The sequence below is a fragment of the Ochrobactrum sp. AP1BH01-1 genome, assembly GCF_018066705.1.
Lineage (GTDB): Bacteria > Pseudomonadota > Alphaproteobacteria > Rhizobiales > Rhizobiaceae > Brucella.
Genome location: NZ_JAGPOU010000001.1, coordinates 337,625 through 355,473 on the forward strand (window position 1 = coordinate 337,625; position 17,849 = coordinate 355,473).

Consider the following 17,849-nt stretch of genomic DNA (forward strand, 5'->3'; position numbering starts at 1 on the left):
GAAAGTGGCCTTCTATAGCAAAAATGCAATGGCGATAAAGGGCAGAACCACAAAAGAACGTGATTGCTGAACTTGTCATCTGCGAGCCGGATTTTCCATAGTGGCGGAAAGAGAATCGAACCATTTCTGAAAAGTAGATGAAGATGACGGATTGCATCGTTGTGGGTGCCGGTATGGTTGGCGTCGGAACTGCGCTCGCCTTGCAGGAAAGGGGCAGGTCCGTTCTTCTCGTCGATCGAAGCGGTCCGGGAGCGGAAACGAGCTATGGCAATGCCGGAATTATCCAGACCGAAGCCGTCAGCCCATATGCCTTGCCCCGCGCACCTCTGCAACTGTTGAAGGCGGCGTTCGGCGTCAATAATCAGGTCGCATGGCGGCTTCGCGATATGCCGGGGCAAATCGGCCCGTTGTGGCGCTACTGGCATAACTCGGAAGCCGGACGCCACCGCACGGTTTCGCAGTTCTATGCACGCATGATCCGGCGCGCCAGCGACGATCATGCGCCCCTGATCGAAGCGTCGGGCGCTGAGAACCTTATCAGGCGGACCGGATTGCGTGAGCTGCATCGTTCTGCCCGAACGTTCGATCTTTCCGCGCGTGACGCGGAACTGAAGAAACAGGAATTTGGCGTTGCAAGCGTCATTGAGGACAGCAAGGCCGTGCGGACTGCCGAACCAGCCTTGAAGACAGATCTCGCCGGGGCCATCCACTGGACCGACCCCTGGTCATGTTCCGACCCCGGTGCGCTTGTCCAGTCCTATGCCAGCCTGTTCGTCAGGCGCGGCGGCGTCTTCCTGCACGGCGATGCGCAAAGCTTGCGGCAGGATGGTTCCGGCTGGCAGATCGATACGGCAGAAGGACCTCATAGTGCGCGTCAAGCCGTGCTTGCCCTCGGTCCGTGGAGCCCGGAAATCCTTCGCACCTTCGGTTATAAAATACCGCTGGTTATCAAGCGCGGATACCATCAGCATTTTTCCGGCGCTGGACCGGAGGTGCCTGCTCTGGACGTTAGCAATTCGACTGTCGCAACGCCGATGCGCGCCGGATTGCGCATCCTGACCGGGGCCGAGCTGACACCTCTGGGCAGCGTGGCACGGCACAAGCAATTGAACAGGTCTGTCAAGGCCATAGGCGAACTTTTCGATATAGGCGCACCCGTGGAGCACACGCCATGGTTCGGCAGCCGCCCCTGTATGCCAAGAATGCTGCCGGTCGTTGCGGAAGCCCCGCAACACAAGGGATTATGGCTGAATTTCGGACATGGTCATCAGGGTTTCACGCTTGGGCCGACGGCCGGGCGAATTCTGGCGGAGCGTATGACCGGTGAAGGAAAGGACGCTGAACTCTATAGCGCACTCGATCTTCCGCGCTGAACAGCCTGGCGGTCAAAATTACAGCGCCTGCCGCATTCGCTTTGAATGCGTGGCGCTGAGCAAGAGTTCAATATATATCGTTTCCTTATCAGGCAAGTTTATGGATTTTGCGTCTGCGGTGAGAATAGCCGCCCTTCGACAGGCGCAATACGTTGCAAACCTGTGTCTTGTCTTCCGAAGGCTTCGGCATCTGCTCATGGATGCGCCGCAAAATCTGCTGTGTAACTGTGCGTTCCTTATCGCTCGCGGCAGGACCGATAATAATGCTTTTCATCGATCATTCTCCCTGTCTTCTGTGCGCGAGACAGCTTCCGAAGCTATCTCGGCCGATTGTTAAGAATGTACGAATGAACTAAGTATTAACCAAATTTTACATCTTGACAAGCGCAGGGGTGCAACAGTCTGCAACCTATTGCAAAGCATGAAGAAAAGCCGAATCGCAGGTGCGATCCGGCTTCAATTCTTCATAACTCGCTATGGTCAGTCGCGGTTTCCGGTCAGGATTTCGCGTTTTCCCACATGATTGGCTGGGCCGACAAGTCCGTCCTTCTCCATCCGTTCGACGAGGGAGGCGGCGCGGTTATAGCCGATGCCGAGGCGGCGCTGGATGTAAGACGTGGAGCACTTCTTGTCGCGCATCACCACCTTGATGGCCTGTTCGTAGACATCGTCGCCATCTTCCGAGCCCATGGAGGTTGCGTCGAAAACCGCGGCTTCCTGCGTTGCGTCTTCTTCTTCCTCGTCTTCCGTGACGGTTGCCAGATAATCAGGGCGTCCCTGTTCCTTCAGGTGGTTGACCACCTTTTCCACTTCCTCGTCGGAAACGAACGGACCATGGACACGGACGATGCGTCCGCCGCCCGCCATATGCAGCATGTCGCCCTGACCGAGAAGCTGCTCGGCACCCATTTCACCAAGAATGGTGCGGCTGTCGATCTTCGATGTGACCTGGAAGGAGATACGGGTCGGGAAATTGGCCTTGATCGTACCGGTAATGACATCGACCGACGGGCGCTGCGTTGCCATGATGAGGTGGATACCGGCGGCGCGGGCCATCTGGGCAAGGCGCTGGACGGCGCCTTCAATGTCCTTGCCAGCAACCATCATCAGGTCGGCCATCTCATCGATGATGACCACGATGTAAGGCATTGGCGTCAGGTCGAGTTCTTCCTGGATATAGGTAGCCTCACCCGTTTCCTTGTCGAATCCGGACTGGACCGTGCACATCACGGTTTCGCCCTTGCCCTTGGCGGAAGCTGCGCGGGCGTTGAAGCCCTCGATATTGCGCACGCCGAGGCGGGCCATCTTGCGATAGCGTTCTTCCATCTCGCGCACCGCCCATTTCAGGGCGACAACGGCCTTCTTCGGATCGGTAACAACCGGGGTGAGCAGATGCGGAATGCCGTCATAGATGGACAGCTCCAGCATCTTCGGATCGACCATGATCAGGCGGCATTCTTCCGGCTTGAAGCGGTAGAGCAGCGACAGGATCATCGTGTTGATGGCAACCGACTTGCCTGAACCGGTGGTGCCAGCCACCAGCAAATGGGGCATCTTCGCCAGTTCCGCGATGATCGGCTCGCCGCCGATCCCCTTGCCGAGGCAAAGCGGCAGGCGATAGTTCGACGCCTCGAATGTGCGGCTGTCGATCATTTCGCGCAGATAAACGGTTTCGCGATTGGCATTCGGCAGTTCGATACCGATGACATTACGGCCCGGAACGACCGCAACGCGGGCGGAAAGCGCCGACATGGAGCGGGCAATATCGTCGGCAAGGCCGATGACGCGCGAGGATTTGACGCCCGGTGCCGGCTCAAACTCGTAGAGCGTGACGACAGGGCCGGGGCGGACATGGATGATCTCGCCGCGCACGCCAAAATCCTCCAGCACGCTTTCCAACAATCCGGCGCTGCGTTCCAGCATTTCCTGCGTGATGACATTTCCGTCCTGTTCGGGCGGCATCTGCAAGAGGTCACGCGGCGGGAACTCATAGGCGCCGTGAATGACGGGCGCTTCCGCACGGGGGAGGGGCTGCGGCTGGTAAAGCGCAATCGACGGCGCGGCTTTTGCAACAGGCGCAGGCGCTTCAATGACCGGCTCGGGAACTTCCACTTCCTCGACGATATGCTCTTCCGCTTCTGGAACGGTCAGCACGATCTCATCTTCGGTGGCTTCACCGGCAACTTCGGGCGCGATCTCCGGCTCGGTCACGACAGGCTGTGGCGCGGGGGCTTCAACCTTGGCTACTGCAACGGGCTCAGGTGGAGTCACCTCAACCGGAGCAGGGGCAACCGGCGTTTCCGCGACAGGCTGAACAGGAGCCTCGGCAACCGCTTCCGGCTGCTTGTTCCATTCGCGAATGCGGAACTGCGCCAGAATGGATTCAACCGTCGGCAAAGGCTTTCGCGGTTCTGCCGGCACAGCCGAGACGAGAGGCTCAGCAGGCACAATCGCGGTATCGATGCCGCAGCCTTCCCAGAAAGCGGAGTCGGAAAGATAGGTGAACGCCGATGGCTGCGCCGGATTAGCAGGCTCGGTCACAACAGCGACAACTTCCGGGGCGGCTTCTACAGGGCGCGCGACGACAGCAACAGGAACCGCAGGTATCGCAGGAGGAACGGGCGCCACCGGCGAACGAACCATGCCCTGAGACACGGTTTTCTGAAGTTCGGCAACAGCCATGGGCTGATCTTCGGCAATCTTTTCAACGCTGACCGCTGGCGAAGCCGCGGTGCCATTTGCCTGCGGACGCTCATTGATGCTCGGCAGTTCCTCACCGCGGCGGCGCATAAGCTCGACTTCCGGTGTGCGGGTAAAGCGAACATTTTCACCGAGCGAAAAATGGATTTTCCAGGCATCATCGCTGGCAGGATTGGGGCTTCCCGTCTGGCCGCGAGGCTGCTTCGGGTCCTGAGCGTTCTCTGCACGATTTCCTGTCGATGGGGGGAAATTTTCTCTCAAATTACGCATGATACCTGAACCATAGATACTGTCGCCTGAATGAGCCCAAGTAATAAAAAATGAAGGTTAACAACCCCCTTCTGAAACACCCCAAAAGACAGAAAATTCTTGCAGCCAAATCGCGCCGGTCGCAGACAGATCGCGACGCATATCACCATCGGTTGCAGCGTAAAATTAAATAAGAACAGACCTGTAAAGCACTTTCTTATATTGTTTTATAAGAACTAAAACAATTACAGGTAGTTGTTGAAGCCTGTTAATTTTGCCATTCCGAGCAGTCCGGAAGGTGAATGCCGGTTCAAGCCGGCAGACTCACCCGTCAGTCCCGTGCCAGCGCCACGACGGGGTCGAGCCTGGAGGCGTTGCGGGCCGGAATAAAGCCGAAGCCGATGCCGATCAGACTGGAACAGACAAGCGCAATCACGATGGATGCCGGCGAATAGATGAGGCGGAACATCGAGTTGAACTGCGCGAACAGCAGGCCGAATCCGGCAGCGATGAGGACACCGAGAACGCCGCCTATCAGGCAGACCAGAATCGCCTCGATCAGGAATTGTTGCAATATATCGCTCTGGCGTGCGCCGATCGCCATGCGAACGCCGATCTCGTTGATTCTTTCCGACACGGCGACCAGCATGATGTTCATGACACCGATACCGCCAACGAATAGCGATATGCCGGCGATGCTGGAAACGAGAAGGGCCAGCGTCGCAGTGGTAGCCTGAATCGTCTTTTGCAGGCTGTCGGTATTGAAGATCGAGAAATCCTTTTCGCCATGCCGTTTGGTCAGGAATGCCGTTATCAGCTTTTCCGCTTCCGACGGGTCCATGGTGTCGGCGACGCGCACAAGGATCATCTCCAGGGAGCGGGAGCCGGTCATGCGTGTCTGCACGGTGGTGTAAGGCACGTATACTTCGAGCCGCTGGGCGCTGCCCATGCCGCGTTCCTCGGCCTTGACCACGCCGACGATCCGTACCGGCACCTTGCTCAGAAGGATGGTCTTGCCGACGACCGACCCCGCTTCGTGAGGAAAGAGCGTCTTTCGGGCTGTTTCATCGACGACCGCCACCTGCGCCAGATCATCGACATTGCGCTGATCGAAAAACCGGCCTTCCAGCAGCTTGCTGTTGCGCGTGATGAAATATTCCGCGCCGACGCCGCTCACGGAAACGCTGACTTCCTTATCCCCGACGCGGATCGTCGAGTTGGTGGAACTGGATGGTGTTGCCGCCAAGACATAGGGCAGTTTTGCTATTTCGGCGGCATCCGCCAGATTGAGCGTGGTGATAAGCGCGGCTTTCAGATCCCCAAATCCCTTGCCGGGACTGATATAGAGCGTATTGGTGCCAAGGTCGCTGATCTGATCGAGTATCTGTTTCTGCGACCCTTGTCCTAGCGCCACCACGCAAACAACCGATGCTGTGCCGATGATGATGCCAAGCATCGTCAGAAAAGTGCGGAGCCGATGCGCGTTCATTGACCGGAGCGCCATCGCGAATGCCTCGCTGAAGCGGTCGCGGATTCCGGCAAGCAGTCTCGGTCGGGCAGGAGCCTGATCGACCGGCACGGACGTCGCTGGCCGCTCCGTCTCGCCGCTTCTCGTATCCGAGATGATTTCACCGTCACGAATTTCGATGATGCGCTGCGCACGGGCAGCGACCTGCCGGTCATGCGTGACAATGACGATGGTTCGCCCTTCACGGTTGAGTTCCTGAAGAATGCCGAGAACTTCTTCGCCGCTATGGCTGTCAAGCGCGCCGGTTGGCTCGTCGGCCAGGATAACGTCCGCATCGTTTATGAGGGCGCGGGCAATGGAAACGCGCTGCTGCTGTCCGCCGGACAGCTGGCTTGGGCGATGATGCGTGCGCTCACCCATGCCGAGCCGCTGCAGGATCATCTGGGCCTTCAGACGCCGTTCTTCTCTTTTCTGACCCGCATAGATCGCCGGAATCTCGACATTGCCCACCGCGTCCAGCTCGCCCAAAAGATGATAACGCTGGAAGATGAAACCAAAATGCTCCCGCCGCAGTTGCGCCAGCTCATCGGCTTCAAGTTCCGATGTGGAGCGGCCAGAGATCAGATATTCGCCCTCCGAGGGCCGGTCCAGGCAACCGAGAATATTCATCAGCGTGGATTTGCCGGAACCGGATGCGCCGATAATCGCCACCATCTCGCCGCGCTCGATGGTCAGGTTCACATGGTTCAGAACCGTCGTGAAGTCGTCACCCGACGGATAATGCCGGGAAACACCGTTGAGCGAGAGCAGCGGCACATCAGCCATGTCAGACACCGGCCGGGGCAGGGGCGACGACCTGATTGTCGGTCACAACCTTGTCCCCTTCCTTCAGGCCCGAACGGATCTCGGTATTCACCTTGTCGGTAATGCCGGTTTCGACCGTCCGTTCCTCGACCTTGCCGGCGCCAGTCAACACCCGTACCGTGGCTTTGCCGGGTTCGCTCGTATCTTTGAGCGCCGTCACGGGCGCGATCAAAGCATTCTTCGCGCTTGCAAGCAGAATATGAACCTCGGTCGTCATATAGGTCCTGAGCAGTCCATCCGAATTGGGAACGGTGAAAATGCCCTTGTAATAAATCGCCGAAGCAGTTGCCGCGTTGGAGGAGGAACTTACAGCCGTCGTCGTGAAGCTCTTGTCGCTGACGATGGAATCCGGGGCTGGCTCGATCTTTTCAAGCTTTGCGTCATAACGCTTGGAATTTTGTCCCGATATGGTGAAGTAAAGCGGCATCCCTTCGCGAACTTGCGTAACGTCCGCTTCCGAAATGTCCGCTTCGACCGTCATCGCGTCGAGTTGGCCGAGAATGGCGATTGTCGGCGCGCTCTGCTGCGCATTGACCGTCTGGCCTTCCTGAACGACCGTGGCAAGGATCGTCCCGTCGACAGGCGCTGTAATGCGGGTATAGGCGAGATTGGTCTCGGCGATCTGCACATCGACCTTTGCCGCAGCAATTGCGGCTTCGCTGTTGGCGACCTGCGCTTCCTTCACCTTCACGGTGCTGACCGCCTTGTCGTAATCCGCCCGCGCGACGGCATTCTTGCCGATCATCATCTGGTTTCGGGCCAGATCCTGGCGGGCCAGTTCCAGATCGGCAAGATTCTGGGCGCGGGTGGCTTCGTTCTGGCGAAGCGACGCCTGGGCCTTGTTCAGTTCGTTCTGCTGGTTGGTCGAGTCGATCAGGGCGACAACCTCACCGGCCTTTATCTGCTGACCGGGTTTCACCCTCAAGGACAGAATACGGCCGGTTGCCTGAGCGCCGATTGCAACCAGGTTTTTGGGCCGCAGCGTGCCGGTGGCAAGAACCGAGCTTTCAATGTCGCCGCGTTTGACCGCGGTTGTGGCAGGCAAGGGCTCCTCTTTCGTCAAGGCACGCACGACGAAATAGCCCGCGATCAGCACCGCGATGAGGACCGCCAGCCAGAGGCGCCAGCGAAAACGGCGTTTCGACTTGGTTTTCATAGAGGCCTCTTATCTGTTGCCAGCGGAGGAAGCGGCGCCGTTTTGGCGATGCGGGGACCTGTATAGCCATCGACGACTTCGGGTTTTGCAACGTCGATCATACCGTTCCAGCCGCCGCCCAGCGCTTTTTGCAGGGCAACATAATTCAGGACGAGATCGGTCCGCGCCTGACTGAGATTGGTTTCCGCGCTGAGAAGATCGCGTTGCGCCGTCAGCACATCCACGAAACTCTTTGTGCCGGCCCTGTATTGCTCCAGCGTCAGTTCATTGATCTTGCGGCTATTGCTGACGATTTTCTGCAATTGCGCTGCGCGTAGCCGGTTCTGGTTCAAAGAGACGCTGGCATTTTCAACTTCGCTAAGCGCCGTGAGGATGGACTTGCGATAGGCGACAAACGACTGGTCACGCGCTGCTCTCGCTGCCTCGACATCTGCATTCAACTGACCGCCGTGAAAGATCGGAACACTGAGGCTCGGACCAAAGCTCCAGCTGATCGTCGACAGCTTTCCAAGATCGCCGAAATTGGAGCCGCCCATATTGATGTTGCCGGCGAGCGAAACACCTGGATAGAGCAGGGCCTGTTTCTGACCGACACTGGCGGTCGAACTCGCATAGTCCCGTTCTGCCGCGCGGACATCCGGCCGGCTGAGCAGCAGATCGGCAGGCAAACCGGCAGTAACCTTGCGCGGTATTGTCGGTATCGACCTTGGCCGGTCGAGAACACTCGCCAGCGCGGACGAAGACCGGCCCGTCAATACGGATAGCTGATTGAGATATTGGGCGTAGCTGATCCGCAGTGCCGGAATCTGCGCTTCCGTGGATACGGCCTGCGTCTCCGCGCTCAACAGGTCGACCTGTGATATGTTTCCAGCCTCTAGCTGGCTGCGCGTCAGCGCCACGGTCTGACGCTGGGAGGCCGCATTGCGCTGCGCAATGGCAATATCGGCCTGCGCACCGCGCAACCGAGCATAATTGGTGGCGATATCGCCGATCAGCGTGACGAGCGCTGCCCGCAATTGTTCATTCGCGGATTCAACATTGTAATAGGCCGCCTCCACGCCGCGCTTGTTGCCGCCGAAAAGATCAAGTTCCCACGTGGTGTTAAAGCCCGTGCTCGACTGATTGGTGGCGAATGTCGCCGGGGTATCAGATCGCTTGTAGCTACCGTCGCCATCGATCTTCGGATAAAGCGCACCACCAGCCGAGGTGTAGTTGGCGCGGGCCTGCCGCACTTTCGCCTTCGCAGTCGCCACGTCCGGGCTGCCCGCAATTCCATCCGCTATGAGCTGATCCAGAACCGGGTCTTTCAGGTTCTTCCACCAGTCGCCCAGTTGCGGGGTGCGGCTGTCAGCCCTGCTGTTCCAACCGGCAGGCGTCACCACATTGGGCTTCTGGTAATCGGGACCTACAGTGACGCACGCCGCCAGCAATGGCAGGATACTTCCCAATACAGTCAGGCGAACAAGCGATGTCGTCAAAAAATTGGTCCTGAAATTCCGGCGACGTCATCAAACGGTATTTCAACCGCCGAAAACGAGGCGCCCTTATACTTGAAACGGCAGCACGCAGGCACCCCAAGCTCGTGGGAGTATACCTTGGGCCACGTCGAGTCGCGTTTGGGTGGCATAATGCCATCCTTCGCCTTCGACCATCAGCGGATGATCGAAGTCAATTGCGGCAATGCACAGGAAATATCAGGATTGTGCGTGGAAGCCGTCAGCTTCCGCCAAGGTCTAGCCTCTGTCGTTTTCCAGCCAGTCGGCAAGCGAGCGGCGGCTTGCAGCACGTCCGCGCATGGGTTCGGCCATGCACATGGAGTTGAGAACGGCTTCCTGCGTGGCTTCGGCTGCTGCCCGGAAGAGCGTATCGATGCGGTTTTCATTGAGCACGGCAATCTCGACCACATCGCGCGCTTCGTCATGATCGAATGTCACCGCCGTCGAAAAGCCGATGGTGATATCGCCGCTTCCATGGCCCCAGAAGGCGCCGAGACGCGCCAGTCCCGCCCCGCAGCGGCGCGTCACGCGCTTCAATTGCCGATGTTCCAACGGAACATCGGTCGCAAGCACAAGAATGACCGACCCCTTTTCCGGCTGCGCTTCCGTCTTGGGCGAGGGCCTGCGTCCATCAGGAAGAACCAGATCACCTGCGCGACCGAAATTGGTCAGCGCCAGAACGCCGAGATGATGCACCTTGCCGCCCAGTTCAAACCGCCGCGAGGATGTGCCGATGCCGCCCTTGAAGCCGAAACAGCTCATGCCGGTTCCGGCGCCCACATTGCCTTCGGCCACATCGTGCCGGGCAATCTTCAAGGCTTCCTGCGCATCGGCTTCCGTAACCGCCATCGCCTGAATATCGTTGAGCGGGCCGTCATTGCATTCGAGAACCACCGGATTGACGGTTGCCGTGGTGCGCCCGATATCGGGATTGCCCGCAATCGCCTCGCGGATCAGCGCATTGGCGCAGGTTCCGACGCCAAATGTGTTGGTAAGCAGGATCGGCGTTTCCAGCGTGCCCAGTTCCTCCACCTGCACGAGACCGGTGCTTTTGCCGAACCCGTTGATGACATCGCAGGCGGCCAGCACCTTGCGGCGATACATATTTCCCTCTTGCGGGATGATCGCCGTCACGCCGGTGTTGATATCGCCATTGCGCAAGGTGTGGTGCCCGACGCGCACGCCCGGTACATCGGTGATGGCGTTTTGTTCGCCCGGCTGCATGATGCCGCAAATGATGCCGTAGTCGCGTGCCTTGCCTGTCATGGTCACTGTTCTGTTAGGAGGGCAGGGTCATCACCGCTGACAGAGCCCTCAATGTTTCGTGAAGGGAGCCCGTCTTGCAGACTCCACGATTGGCAACATATCCAACCAATCTTCAATGGAACAGGCTTTAAAGAACCGGCTCCGCTCCCGTGCGAGCCATGTCCATGTAGATCTCCTGCAGGCGGCGGGTGAGTGGCCCGGGCTTGCCGTCAGAGACCGCATGATCCTGAATGCCGATGATCGGCGTTACAAAGCTGGATGCGCTCGTGAGAAACGCTTCCTTAGCGGCCTTCGCCTCATCGACCGTGAACAGACGCTCCTCGATGCGAAGGTTCTGTTCTTCCGCGATCTTGATAACGGCGCGGCGCGTGCAGCCCGGCAGGATCGCGTGCGAGTTTGGCCGTGTTACCAGAACGTTGTCATTGGTGATGATAAAGGCCGTCGAGGAGCCGCCTTCGGTGACGAAACCGTCTTCGACCAGCCAGACCTCGTGGAAACCCTTGGCTTTCGCCTGCTTCTTCGCCAGCACCTGCGCCAGAAGCATGACTGTCTTGATATCGCGGCGCGCCCAGCGCGTATCCGGCGCAACGTCCACGCGCACGCCGTTCTGGACCGATGGCGCATTGGCAAGGTTCTTCGCCTGCGTGAACATGACGAAATTCGGCTTGATGTCGTCGGCATAGACGAAATCGCGTTCTGCTTCGCCGCGCGTCACCTGCATATAGACAACGCCTTCATGCAGCTTGTTGCGGACGATGAGCTCGATCTGCGCGGCGCGAATGGCGTCGAGCGAGGTAGGCAGGGGTATTCCGAGTTCCTTGACGGAGCGCTCCAGGCGGGCCAGATGAAGTTCATTGTCGACGAGACGGCCATCGATGACAGCGCTGACTTCGTAGATCCCGTCACCAAAAAGAAAGCCGCGATCGAACACCGACACCTTCGCTTCGTTCTCAGCGACGAAAGCGCCGTTCAAATAAATTACCCTGGCCAAAACACGTCCTCGGACATCTGTGTGATTGATTGAGCGCATCCCGAAAAGCGAACCGTTTTGGAACAGAATGCGCGTTTAACAAGCCCTGGCGCGACGGTAGGAAAAAACTTTGGGAGCTGCCAATGCTATGTTTTGCAATCACTATGCAGAAATTGCATAAGGGGGAGGGCAATAGGTGAGTAGGGCAGTAAGGCAGTATGTGAGGTCTCGTTCGGGCCGTTCCTCACATACTGCCCTATTGCCATACTGCCTTACTGCCCTTTGCAAGAAAGGCCACCCCCATGGAACTGAAATGGCTGGAAGATTTCATAGCGCTGGCGGCAACGTCGAGCTTCTCGCGCGCGGCCGATACCCGTCATGTGACGCAATCCGCGTTTTCACGCCGCATCAAGCAGCTTGAGCTCTGGCTGGGCGTCACGCTTGTTAACCGGGCGACATTTCCGGCGGAGCTTACCCGCGAGGGCCGAACCTTCCTGCCTGTCGCGCAGGATACCGTTCGCCAGTTCTACAATACGCGCAAGGCATTGCAGCCAAGCCGCGAGGTTCAAAATCCCGTCCTGACATTTTCGGCCCTCCACACGTTAACGGTCACCTTTTTCCCGCACTGGCTGAAGCAGATCGAGAATGACATCGGCGGCATCCGCTCGCTGCTCAGTCCGGATCGCGGTGGCTTCGAGGACAATATCGCGACGCTGACGGAAGGAGAGGTGCATTTCTTCCTCACCTATGCGCATAATTCGGTGCCGATCCTGATCGACCGCACGCAGTTTCCCTATATCGTGCTTGGCACGGAACGGCTGATGCCGGTCTCGCGGCCTTCTTCGATGGGTCCGGTCCTGGATCGCGCCATCGCCGGTGGCGAACCCTTGCCATATCTGAGCTATGGCGATTTTTCCTTCTTCGGCGCTGCCTTGTCGCAGAAATTCGCCTCCGGCACCGCATTCAAGCGTCAGGTCGTCCACGAGAACACCATGTCGATAGGCCTCAAGGCCATGGCGCTTGCAGGCTGGGGCATGGCCTGGCTGCCCGAAAGCCTCATCTATGACGAATTGCAACGGGGCGAACTCGTGCCTGCTTCCGCCGATCCTTATTGGAATTTCACTGTCGAAATCCGCATCTATCGGCACGATACGGCGCTTCCGGCCCATGCGGAAAGCTTCTGGGAATATTTGCAGGCAAAAGATCGGGCGATATCCGAAAAGGGCGATTGACAGCGCCCTACCGTCAGCGGTGTAAAAGGCAGTACATCTTCAGCCGGCAGCAGGGGACATAACGCGGCATGAAAGTTACCATCGAACAAACGCTCGACCAGGCAGGTACGGGCGCATTTCAACGCGGTCTTCTCGGCGTGTTCGGCCTTGTATGGGCCGCCGACGCCATGCAGGTTCTGGCCGTCGGCTTTACCGGCGCTGCCATTGCAAAGACTTTCGGTCTGACAGTACCACAAGCGTTGCAGACCGGTACGCTGTTCTTCCTCGGCATGCTGATCGGCGCCGCCGCATTCGGCAGGCTGGCTGATAAATACGGCCGCCGCCGCGTGCTTCTCGTCACTGTAGCCTGCGATGCAGTGTTCGGCTTGCTTTCGGCATTCGCGCCAAGCTTCGGCATCCTGCTCGCGCTGCGCTTCATGACGGGTGTGGCAGTCGGCGGAACATTGCCGGTCGATTACGCGATGATGGCGGAATTCCTGCCCGCCAGAAACCGTGGCCGCTGGCTTGTCATGCTTGAAGGCTTCTGGGCCGTCGGCACGGTTATCATCGCGCTTGCGGCTTGGGCAACGAGCCTTGCCGGTGTCGAGGATGCGTGGCGCTATATCTTCATCGTCACGGCAGCCCCGGCTCTTATCGGCATCTGGCTGCGCCTCTGGGTGCCGGAATCGCCGATGCATCTTCTGAAATCGGAACGCCCGGAAGAAGCTAAATCGGTCATGAACCGGGTGCTTCGCCGGAATGGCAAGCCGGAATTGCCGCCGAAGGCACGCCTCGAAGCACCCCTCATGGTGACCAATGAAAAACTTCTGTCCCCCAATCTGCGCCAGCGCACACTGACGACACTGGCGATCTGGTTTCTCGTTTCGGTTTCCTATTACGGCATTTTCACCTGGATACCGGCCAAGCTTGCTGGCGACGGTTTCGGCTTCGTCCGCGGTTATGGCTTTCTGGTGGTGGTTGCGCTGGCGCAGTTGCCCGGCTACGCGCTTGCCGCCTATGGCGTAGAGGCGTGGGGGCGCAAGAAGACGCTGATCGCCTTCCTGTTCATCAGCGCTGCCGCCTGTGCTCTCTTTACCGTCGCCAACAGTTCGGCTGTCGTCGGCGCATCCATTCTCATCATGAGCTTTGCGCTGCTTGGCACATGGGGCGCGCTCTACGCTTTCACGCCAGAACTTTACCCGACGGGATTGCGTGCAAGTGGAATGGGAGCGGCTGGCGCAATGGCTCGCCTCGGCGGCTTGCTTGCACCGTCCGCGCTGGCACTCGTCATCAGCCAGAGCTTCTATGTTGCGGTAGCACTGTTCGCGGGACTGCTGGCGCTGGCTGGCGTGATTGCCTTCTTCATCGACGTTGAGACAAGGCAGAAAGCGTTGGACTGAAGATCAGGTCCGGAGGCCAATTCGGCTATGCTGTATTCCTCAGCCACTGCTTTCGATAGGTTGCGTAGGGCCCATTGCCCGGCCTGAAAATCCTGCCGTGCTTTTCCGGAACGGTAGCGCCCGCGAGCAATCCGGCACCAAGCGCGGTGCCGGTCGATCCCGTTATGGCCTCGACGTCGCGACCGGTAAAGTTCGCGAGGGCATCAAGATAGGTGGCGTTTCCGGCAAACGGACCTTCGACGATAACCGGGCCATCGGCACCCAGCAGATGAAGACAGGTTTCCGTCATCAGCGCGGCGTAGATGCAGGCGGCAAAGTAGCGTTCCCCATCGCTGGCCGTCTCCGCATTGATCCAGCGCAGGGCGGAATGCGGGTAGGGACCGCAGCCCGGAACGGCTGAAGGCAGCGCCATGATCTGCCGCTCCAGCACCCGCGCCACAATATCAGGCAGTTCGGCGGCTGGAGGGATGGACAATCCTTCGGTCATGATGTCGAACTCTCGCCCGCCCATGTAACGCGCGGAAGGGACGGCGCGCCCATAGGCATCGACATTGGCCAGCGTGTCGCGTTTCGGGTCCAGCCCGCCGAGATTGCCGCCAACGGCAAAGCTGACGACCCATGTTCCGGTTGAAACGACCGAGAACGGGCCTTCCCGATCCATCAGATGCGCCAGCAGCGACGCGTTGGAATCGTGTATGCCGCAATGAACCGGGATCGGCTTGTCCAAGCCGATTTCTTTCGCAATTTCAGGAAGTACGTTGCCGAGCGCATCGAAAGCAGAGCGCAGCGGCGGAAATTTTGCGCGAATATCCAGCCGGTCAACGAGGGCCGAGAATGTGGATTGCTTCGGCAGCCACAAATCTGTGTGGCAGCCGAGCGACGTCACTTCCGATGCGGCAATGCCGGTCAGACGCCAGGCCCAATATTGCGGATAGGTGAATATCAAATGCGCGCACGCAAAATCGGCAGGAAAGGCCGACATCAGATAGTGAAGCTGCGCACCGAGATTGAGGCCGAGCGAAAGCGATGGCGAAAACGTATCCTTGAAATCCGGCTTGATGGCTGTGTAGGCGGCGCGGATTTCAGCCGGATATTCAAGCTCGTAATCAAGGACCGGCATCGCCAGCGTGCCATCTTCCGCGACGAGAGCCGCTGACGCGCCGTGCGTGGTGATTGAAATCGCATCGTAGCCCGGCCCTCGCGCAAATTCCGCAAGGCTTGCCAGAAAGAAGCGCCACAGCGCCTCAATGTCGTAATGCGGGTAGAGGCCGTCACGAAGCACTGTGTTCGGCATGCGGCTGGCGGCAATCTCTTCGCCGCTCGCGGCGTCGAGCACAACGACCTTGGCGTTTGTCTTGCCTATATCCAGAATGGCAATGTGTTTCATGGCATATAGAAAACCGGGTTGAGGTCGATGGAAACCGGTGAGTTATCGGGGTTTGTCGCCATGATGTCGGCCATATGCGCCCACCATTTCTTCATCACAGGATGGTTGGGCAGGGCCGCCATGTCGTGGGTGGCCGTGCGCGTCAGTACGCCAAACAGGATATTGGTTTCGTCATCGAGATAGATGGCATAGTCCGATACGCCCGCTTCGTGCAGAAGTTCGACCAGTTCGGGCCAGATTTCGTCATGGCGGCGGCGATATTCCGCTTCCATGCCGGGATTGAGCTTCATGCGAAATGCATAGCGTTCACTGGTCATGCCGCGCGCCTCCCCTTGAATTGGCGGATGAGGATCGGCAGCGAAATGGTGACGATGAGCAGCAGGCCGATAAAGATCGACATGACGATGCCCGGCACATTGAGAAGGCCAAGCCCGAAGGTCACAAGGCCCATCACGAAAGCCGCAATCACCACACCGACAATGGTGCCCGAACCGCCAAGGATAGACACGCCGCCGAGCACGACCATGGTGACGATTTCCAGTTCCCAGCCTTGTGCGATGGAGGGGCGCGTGGAGCCAAGGCGAGAGGTCAAGCAGACGGCGGCAATGCCGCTCATCACGCCTGTCATCAGGAAAAGCACGAATTTGGTTTTCTCAACCGGAATGCCGGAAAAGCGCGCCGCAAATTCATTATTGCCGATGGCATAAACGCGGCGTCCGAAACTGGTCCAGTGCAGCAGAACGCCGAACAGCACGGCAAACAGAATGAACAGCGCGAATTCAAACGAGATCACCCAGAACACATAGCCCTGGCCGAAATAGGCAAAGCTTTCCGGATAGCCGCCAAAGGCCTGATCGCCGAGCACGATATAGGAAATGCCGCGGAAAAGGCTCATCGTACCGATGGTCACGACGATGGACGGCAGTTTCAGCCCGGCCACCAACCCGCCATTGATCGCACCGCAGACAAGGCCTGTGCCGATGCCGATGCAGACCAGACCCGGCGTGCCGACGCCAGCCTGCGCAGCCGCGCCCATGGCCGTCGAGGCAAGCGCGATGATTGCGGCAACCGAAAGGTCGATTTCACCCGAAATGATGAGTAGCGTCATCGCAAAGGCGATCAGCGCCTTTTCGGTGAAGTTGAACGTGGCATCAGAAAGGTTCCACGCATTGAGGAAATAGGGCGAGGCGAAGGAATTGGCGATGAAAATCGCAATCGCCACGCCAAGGAGGAGCATTTCCCAGCTGGCAAAGATGCGCGAGAAGGGCGTGCCGAGGCGGTCTGGAATGTGCCGGCGCTGTTCGTTATTCATGCCGCTACCTCCTCGTAAGTCTTGGCGGCTTTATCGCGCAGTATGATGCGTCCGCGCCGCTTTTCCTGCCTCGCATTGAAGATCACCGCCAGAATGATGACCGAGCCGGAAATCGCCATCTGCCAGAAGGGCGATATGTCGATCACCGGCAGGGCGTTCTTGATGACGCCGAGGAAAAGCGCGCCCAGCACCGCACCGGCAACCGTGCCGATCCCGCCAAGCGTCGAGATGCCGCCGATGACGCAGGCGGCAACGCTGTCGAGTTCGAAACCGGCGGCCACATCCACATAGGCGACGGCATAGCGCGACACCCAGAGATAGCCGCAAAGCCCGGCGAGCGCGCCCGAAAGCACAAAGGCGAAGAAACGCGTGCGGCCAACATCGATGCCGGTATAGACGGCGGCGGTCGGATTGCCGCCGGAAGCATAAAGGGCGCGGCCGAAGAATGTGCGCGTCAGCAGCACATAGACAAGCGCAACGATCAGGATCGCCGTCCAGCCGAGGAGCGGCAGGCCGAGAAAAGGCGTGCGCGGCGTGTTGAGGAAGGAGGCCGTCATCTGATGCGCATTCACCCACGCGCCGCCGGAAAGCACGAAGGCCATGCCGCGATAGATGGTGAGCGTGCCGAGTGTGACGACAATCGCTGGAATGTTGAGCTTCCACACCAGAATGCCGTTGATCGCACCCAGAACCGCGCCGATGCCAATCGCAAGTACGATCAGCAGCACCAGCGGCAGGTCCGGATAGGTGGCGTTCAGCATCGCCACCGCCATGCCGGTAAAGGCGAGATTGGCGGCGACCGACAGATCGATTGACTTGGTCAGGATCACCGCCATCTGTCCAAGCGCGATGATGATCAGAATCGACGTGTCGTTGAAGATGCCTGCCAGATTGCCGACGCTGGCAAAGCCCGGCGCGCGGCTTGCAAACAGCCCCACCATGAGCGCAATGATGACGAGGAGCAGGAGTTCGCGCTGCTTGAGCAACTGTTTCATCG

The 17,849-nt window shown here is 58.8% G+C and carries 13 protein-coding genes and 2 pseudogenes; 3 read left to right on the forward strand and 12 right to left on the reverse strand.

The window, feature by feature from the left end:
• Window positions 1-143 precede the first annotated feature (143 nt).
• Window positions 144-1,373: an NAD(P)/FAD-dependent oxidoreductase gene (locus J9800_RS01515; protein WP_114215073.1), complete on the forward strand. Its 1,230-nt coding sequence runs from the start codon at window positions 144-146 to the stop codon at window positions 1,371-1,373.
• Window positions 1,374-1,461: 88 nt separating this feature from the next.
• Here the strand turns inward: J9800_RS01515 and J9800_RS01520 are convergent, their stop codons facing one another.
• From J9800_RS01520 to J9800_RS01550, 8 genes and pseudogenes are all read right to left on the reverse strand, one after another.
• Window positions 1,462-1,647: a hypothetical protein gene (locus tag J9800_RS01520; protein WP_006468822.1), complete on the reverse strand. Its 186-nt coding sequence runs from the start codon at window positions 1,645-1,647 to the stop codon at window positions 1,462-1,464.
• Between the two features lie 206 nt (window positions 1,648-1,853).
• Window positions 1,854-3,881 (reverse strand): annotated as a pseudogene (locus tag J9800_RS01525) (DNA translocase FtsK); the annotation flags it as partial.
• A gap of 83 nt (window positions 3,882-3,964) precedes the next feature.
• Window positions 3,965-4,343 (reverse strand): annotated as a pseudogene (locus J9800_RS22300) (DNA translocase FtsK); the annotation flags it as partial.
• A gap of 310 nt (window positions 4,344-4,653) precedes the next feature.
• Entirely contained in the window at window positions 4,654-6,615 is a 1,962-nt protein-coding gene (locus J9800_RS01530; RefSeq protein WP_114214974.1) for a MacB family efflux pump subunit, read from the reverse strand.
• A gap of 1 nt (window position 6,616) precedes the next feature.
• Window positions 6,617-7,810 carry an efflux RND transporter periplasmic adaptor subunit gene (locus J9800_RS01535; protein ID WP_114214973.1) on the reverse strand — a complete coding sequence of 398 codons (1,194 nt, stop codon included), beginning with the start codon at window positions 7,808-7,810 and terminating at the stop codon, window positions 6,617-6,619.
• Window positions 7,807-9,288 carry an efflux transporter outer membrane subunit gene (locus J9800_RS01540; protein ID WP_114214972.1) on the reverse strand — a complete coding sequence of 494 codons (1,482 nt, stop codon included), beginning with the start codon at window positions 9,286-9,288 and terminating at the stop codon, window positions 7,807-7,809. Before J9800_RS01540 ends, J9800_RS01535 begins: the two co-directional genes overlap by 4 nt.
• A 255-nt stretch (window positions 9,289-9,543) precedes the next feature.
• Window positions 9,544-10,572 (reverse strand): DmpA family aminopeptidase, encoded by a 1,029-nt coding sequence (locus J9800_RS01545; protein ID WP_114214971.1) that lies wholly within the window; start codon window positions 10,570-10,572, stop codon window positions 9,544-9,546.
• A gap of 127 nt (window positions 10,573-10,699) precedes the next feature.
• Complete coding sequence (locus J9800_RS01550) at window positions 10,700-11,563, reverse strand: D-amino-acid transaminase (protein WP_114214970.1); 864 nt, start codon at window positions 11,561-11,563, stop codon at window positions 10,700-10,702.
• Window positions 11,564-11,844: 281 nt separating this feature from the next.
• Between J9800_RS01550 and J9800_RS01555 the strand changes: the two genes are divergently transcribed.
• Window positions 11,845-12,774, forward strand: coding sequence for a LysR family transcriptional regulator (locus J9800_RS01555; protein ID WP_114214969.1), 930 nt, complete (start codon window positions 11,845-11,847; stop codon window positions 12,772-12,774).
• A gap of 68 nt (window positions 12,775-12,842) precedes the next feature.
• Entirely contained in the window at window positions 12,843-14,153 is a 1,311-nt protein-coding gene (locus J9800_RS01560; protein ID WP_114214968.1) for an MFS transporter, read from the forward strand.
• Between the two features lie 25 nt (window positions 14,154-14,178).
• Here the strand turns inward: J9800_RS01560 and J9800_RS01565 are convergent, their stop codons facing one another.
• The 4 genes from J9800_RS01565 to J9800_RS01580 are packed head-to-tail and all read right to left on the reverse strand — an operon-like array spanning window position 14,179 to window position 17,847.
• The gene (locus tag J9800_RS01565) at window positions 14,179-15,540 is read right to left on the reverse strand and encodes an FGGY-family carbohydrate kinase (protein ID WP_114214967.1); all 1,362 of its coding nucleotides are present in this window, start codon (window positions 15,538-15,540) and stop codon (window positions 14,179-14,181) included.
• Entirely contained in the window at window positions 15,537-15,857 is a 321-nt protein-coding gene (rhaM, locus tag J9800_RS01570) for an L-rhamnose mutarotase (RefSeq protein WP_210845389.1), read from the reverse strand. Before rhaM ends, J9800_RS01565 begins: the two co-directional genes overlap by 4 nt.
• Window positions 15,854-16,852, reverse strand: a complete 999-nt coding sequence (locus J9800_RS01575; protein WP_114214965.1) for an ABC transporter permease — start codon at window positions 16,850-16,852, stop codon at window positions 15,854-15,856. The genes rhaM and J9800_RS01575 overlap by 4 nt, the downstream gene beginning before the upstream one ends.
• Window positions 16,849-17,847, reverse strand: a complete 999-nt coding sequence (locus tag J9800_RS01580; protein WP_112589179.1) for an ABC transporter permease — start codon at window positions 17,845-17,847, stop codon at window positions 16,849-16,851. Before J9800_RS01580 ends, J9800_RS01575 begins: the two co-directional genes overlap by 4 nt.
• Window positions 17,848-17,849 lie beyond the last annotated feature (2 nt).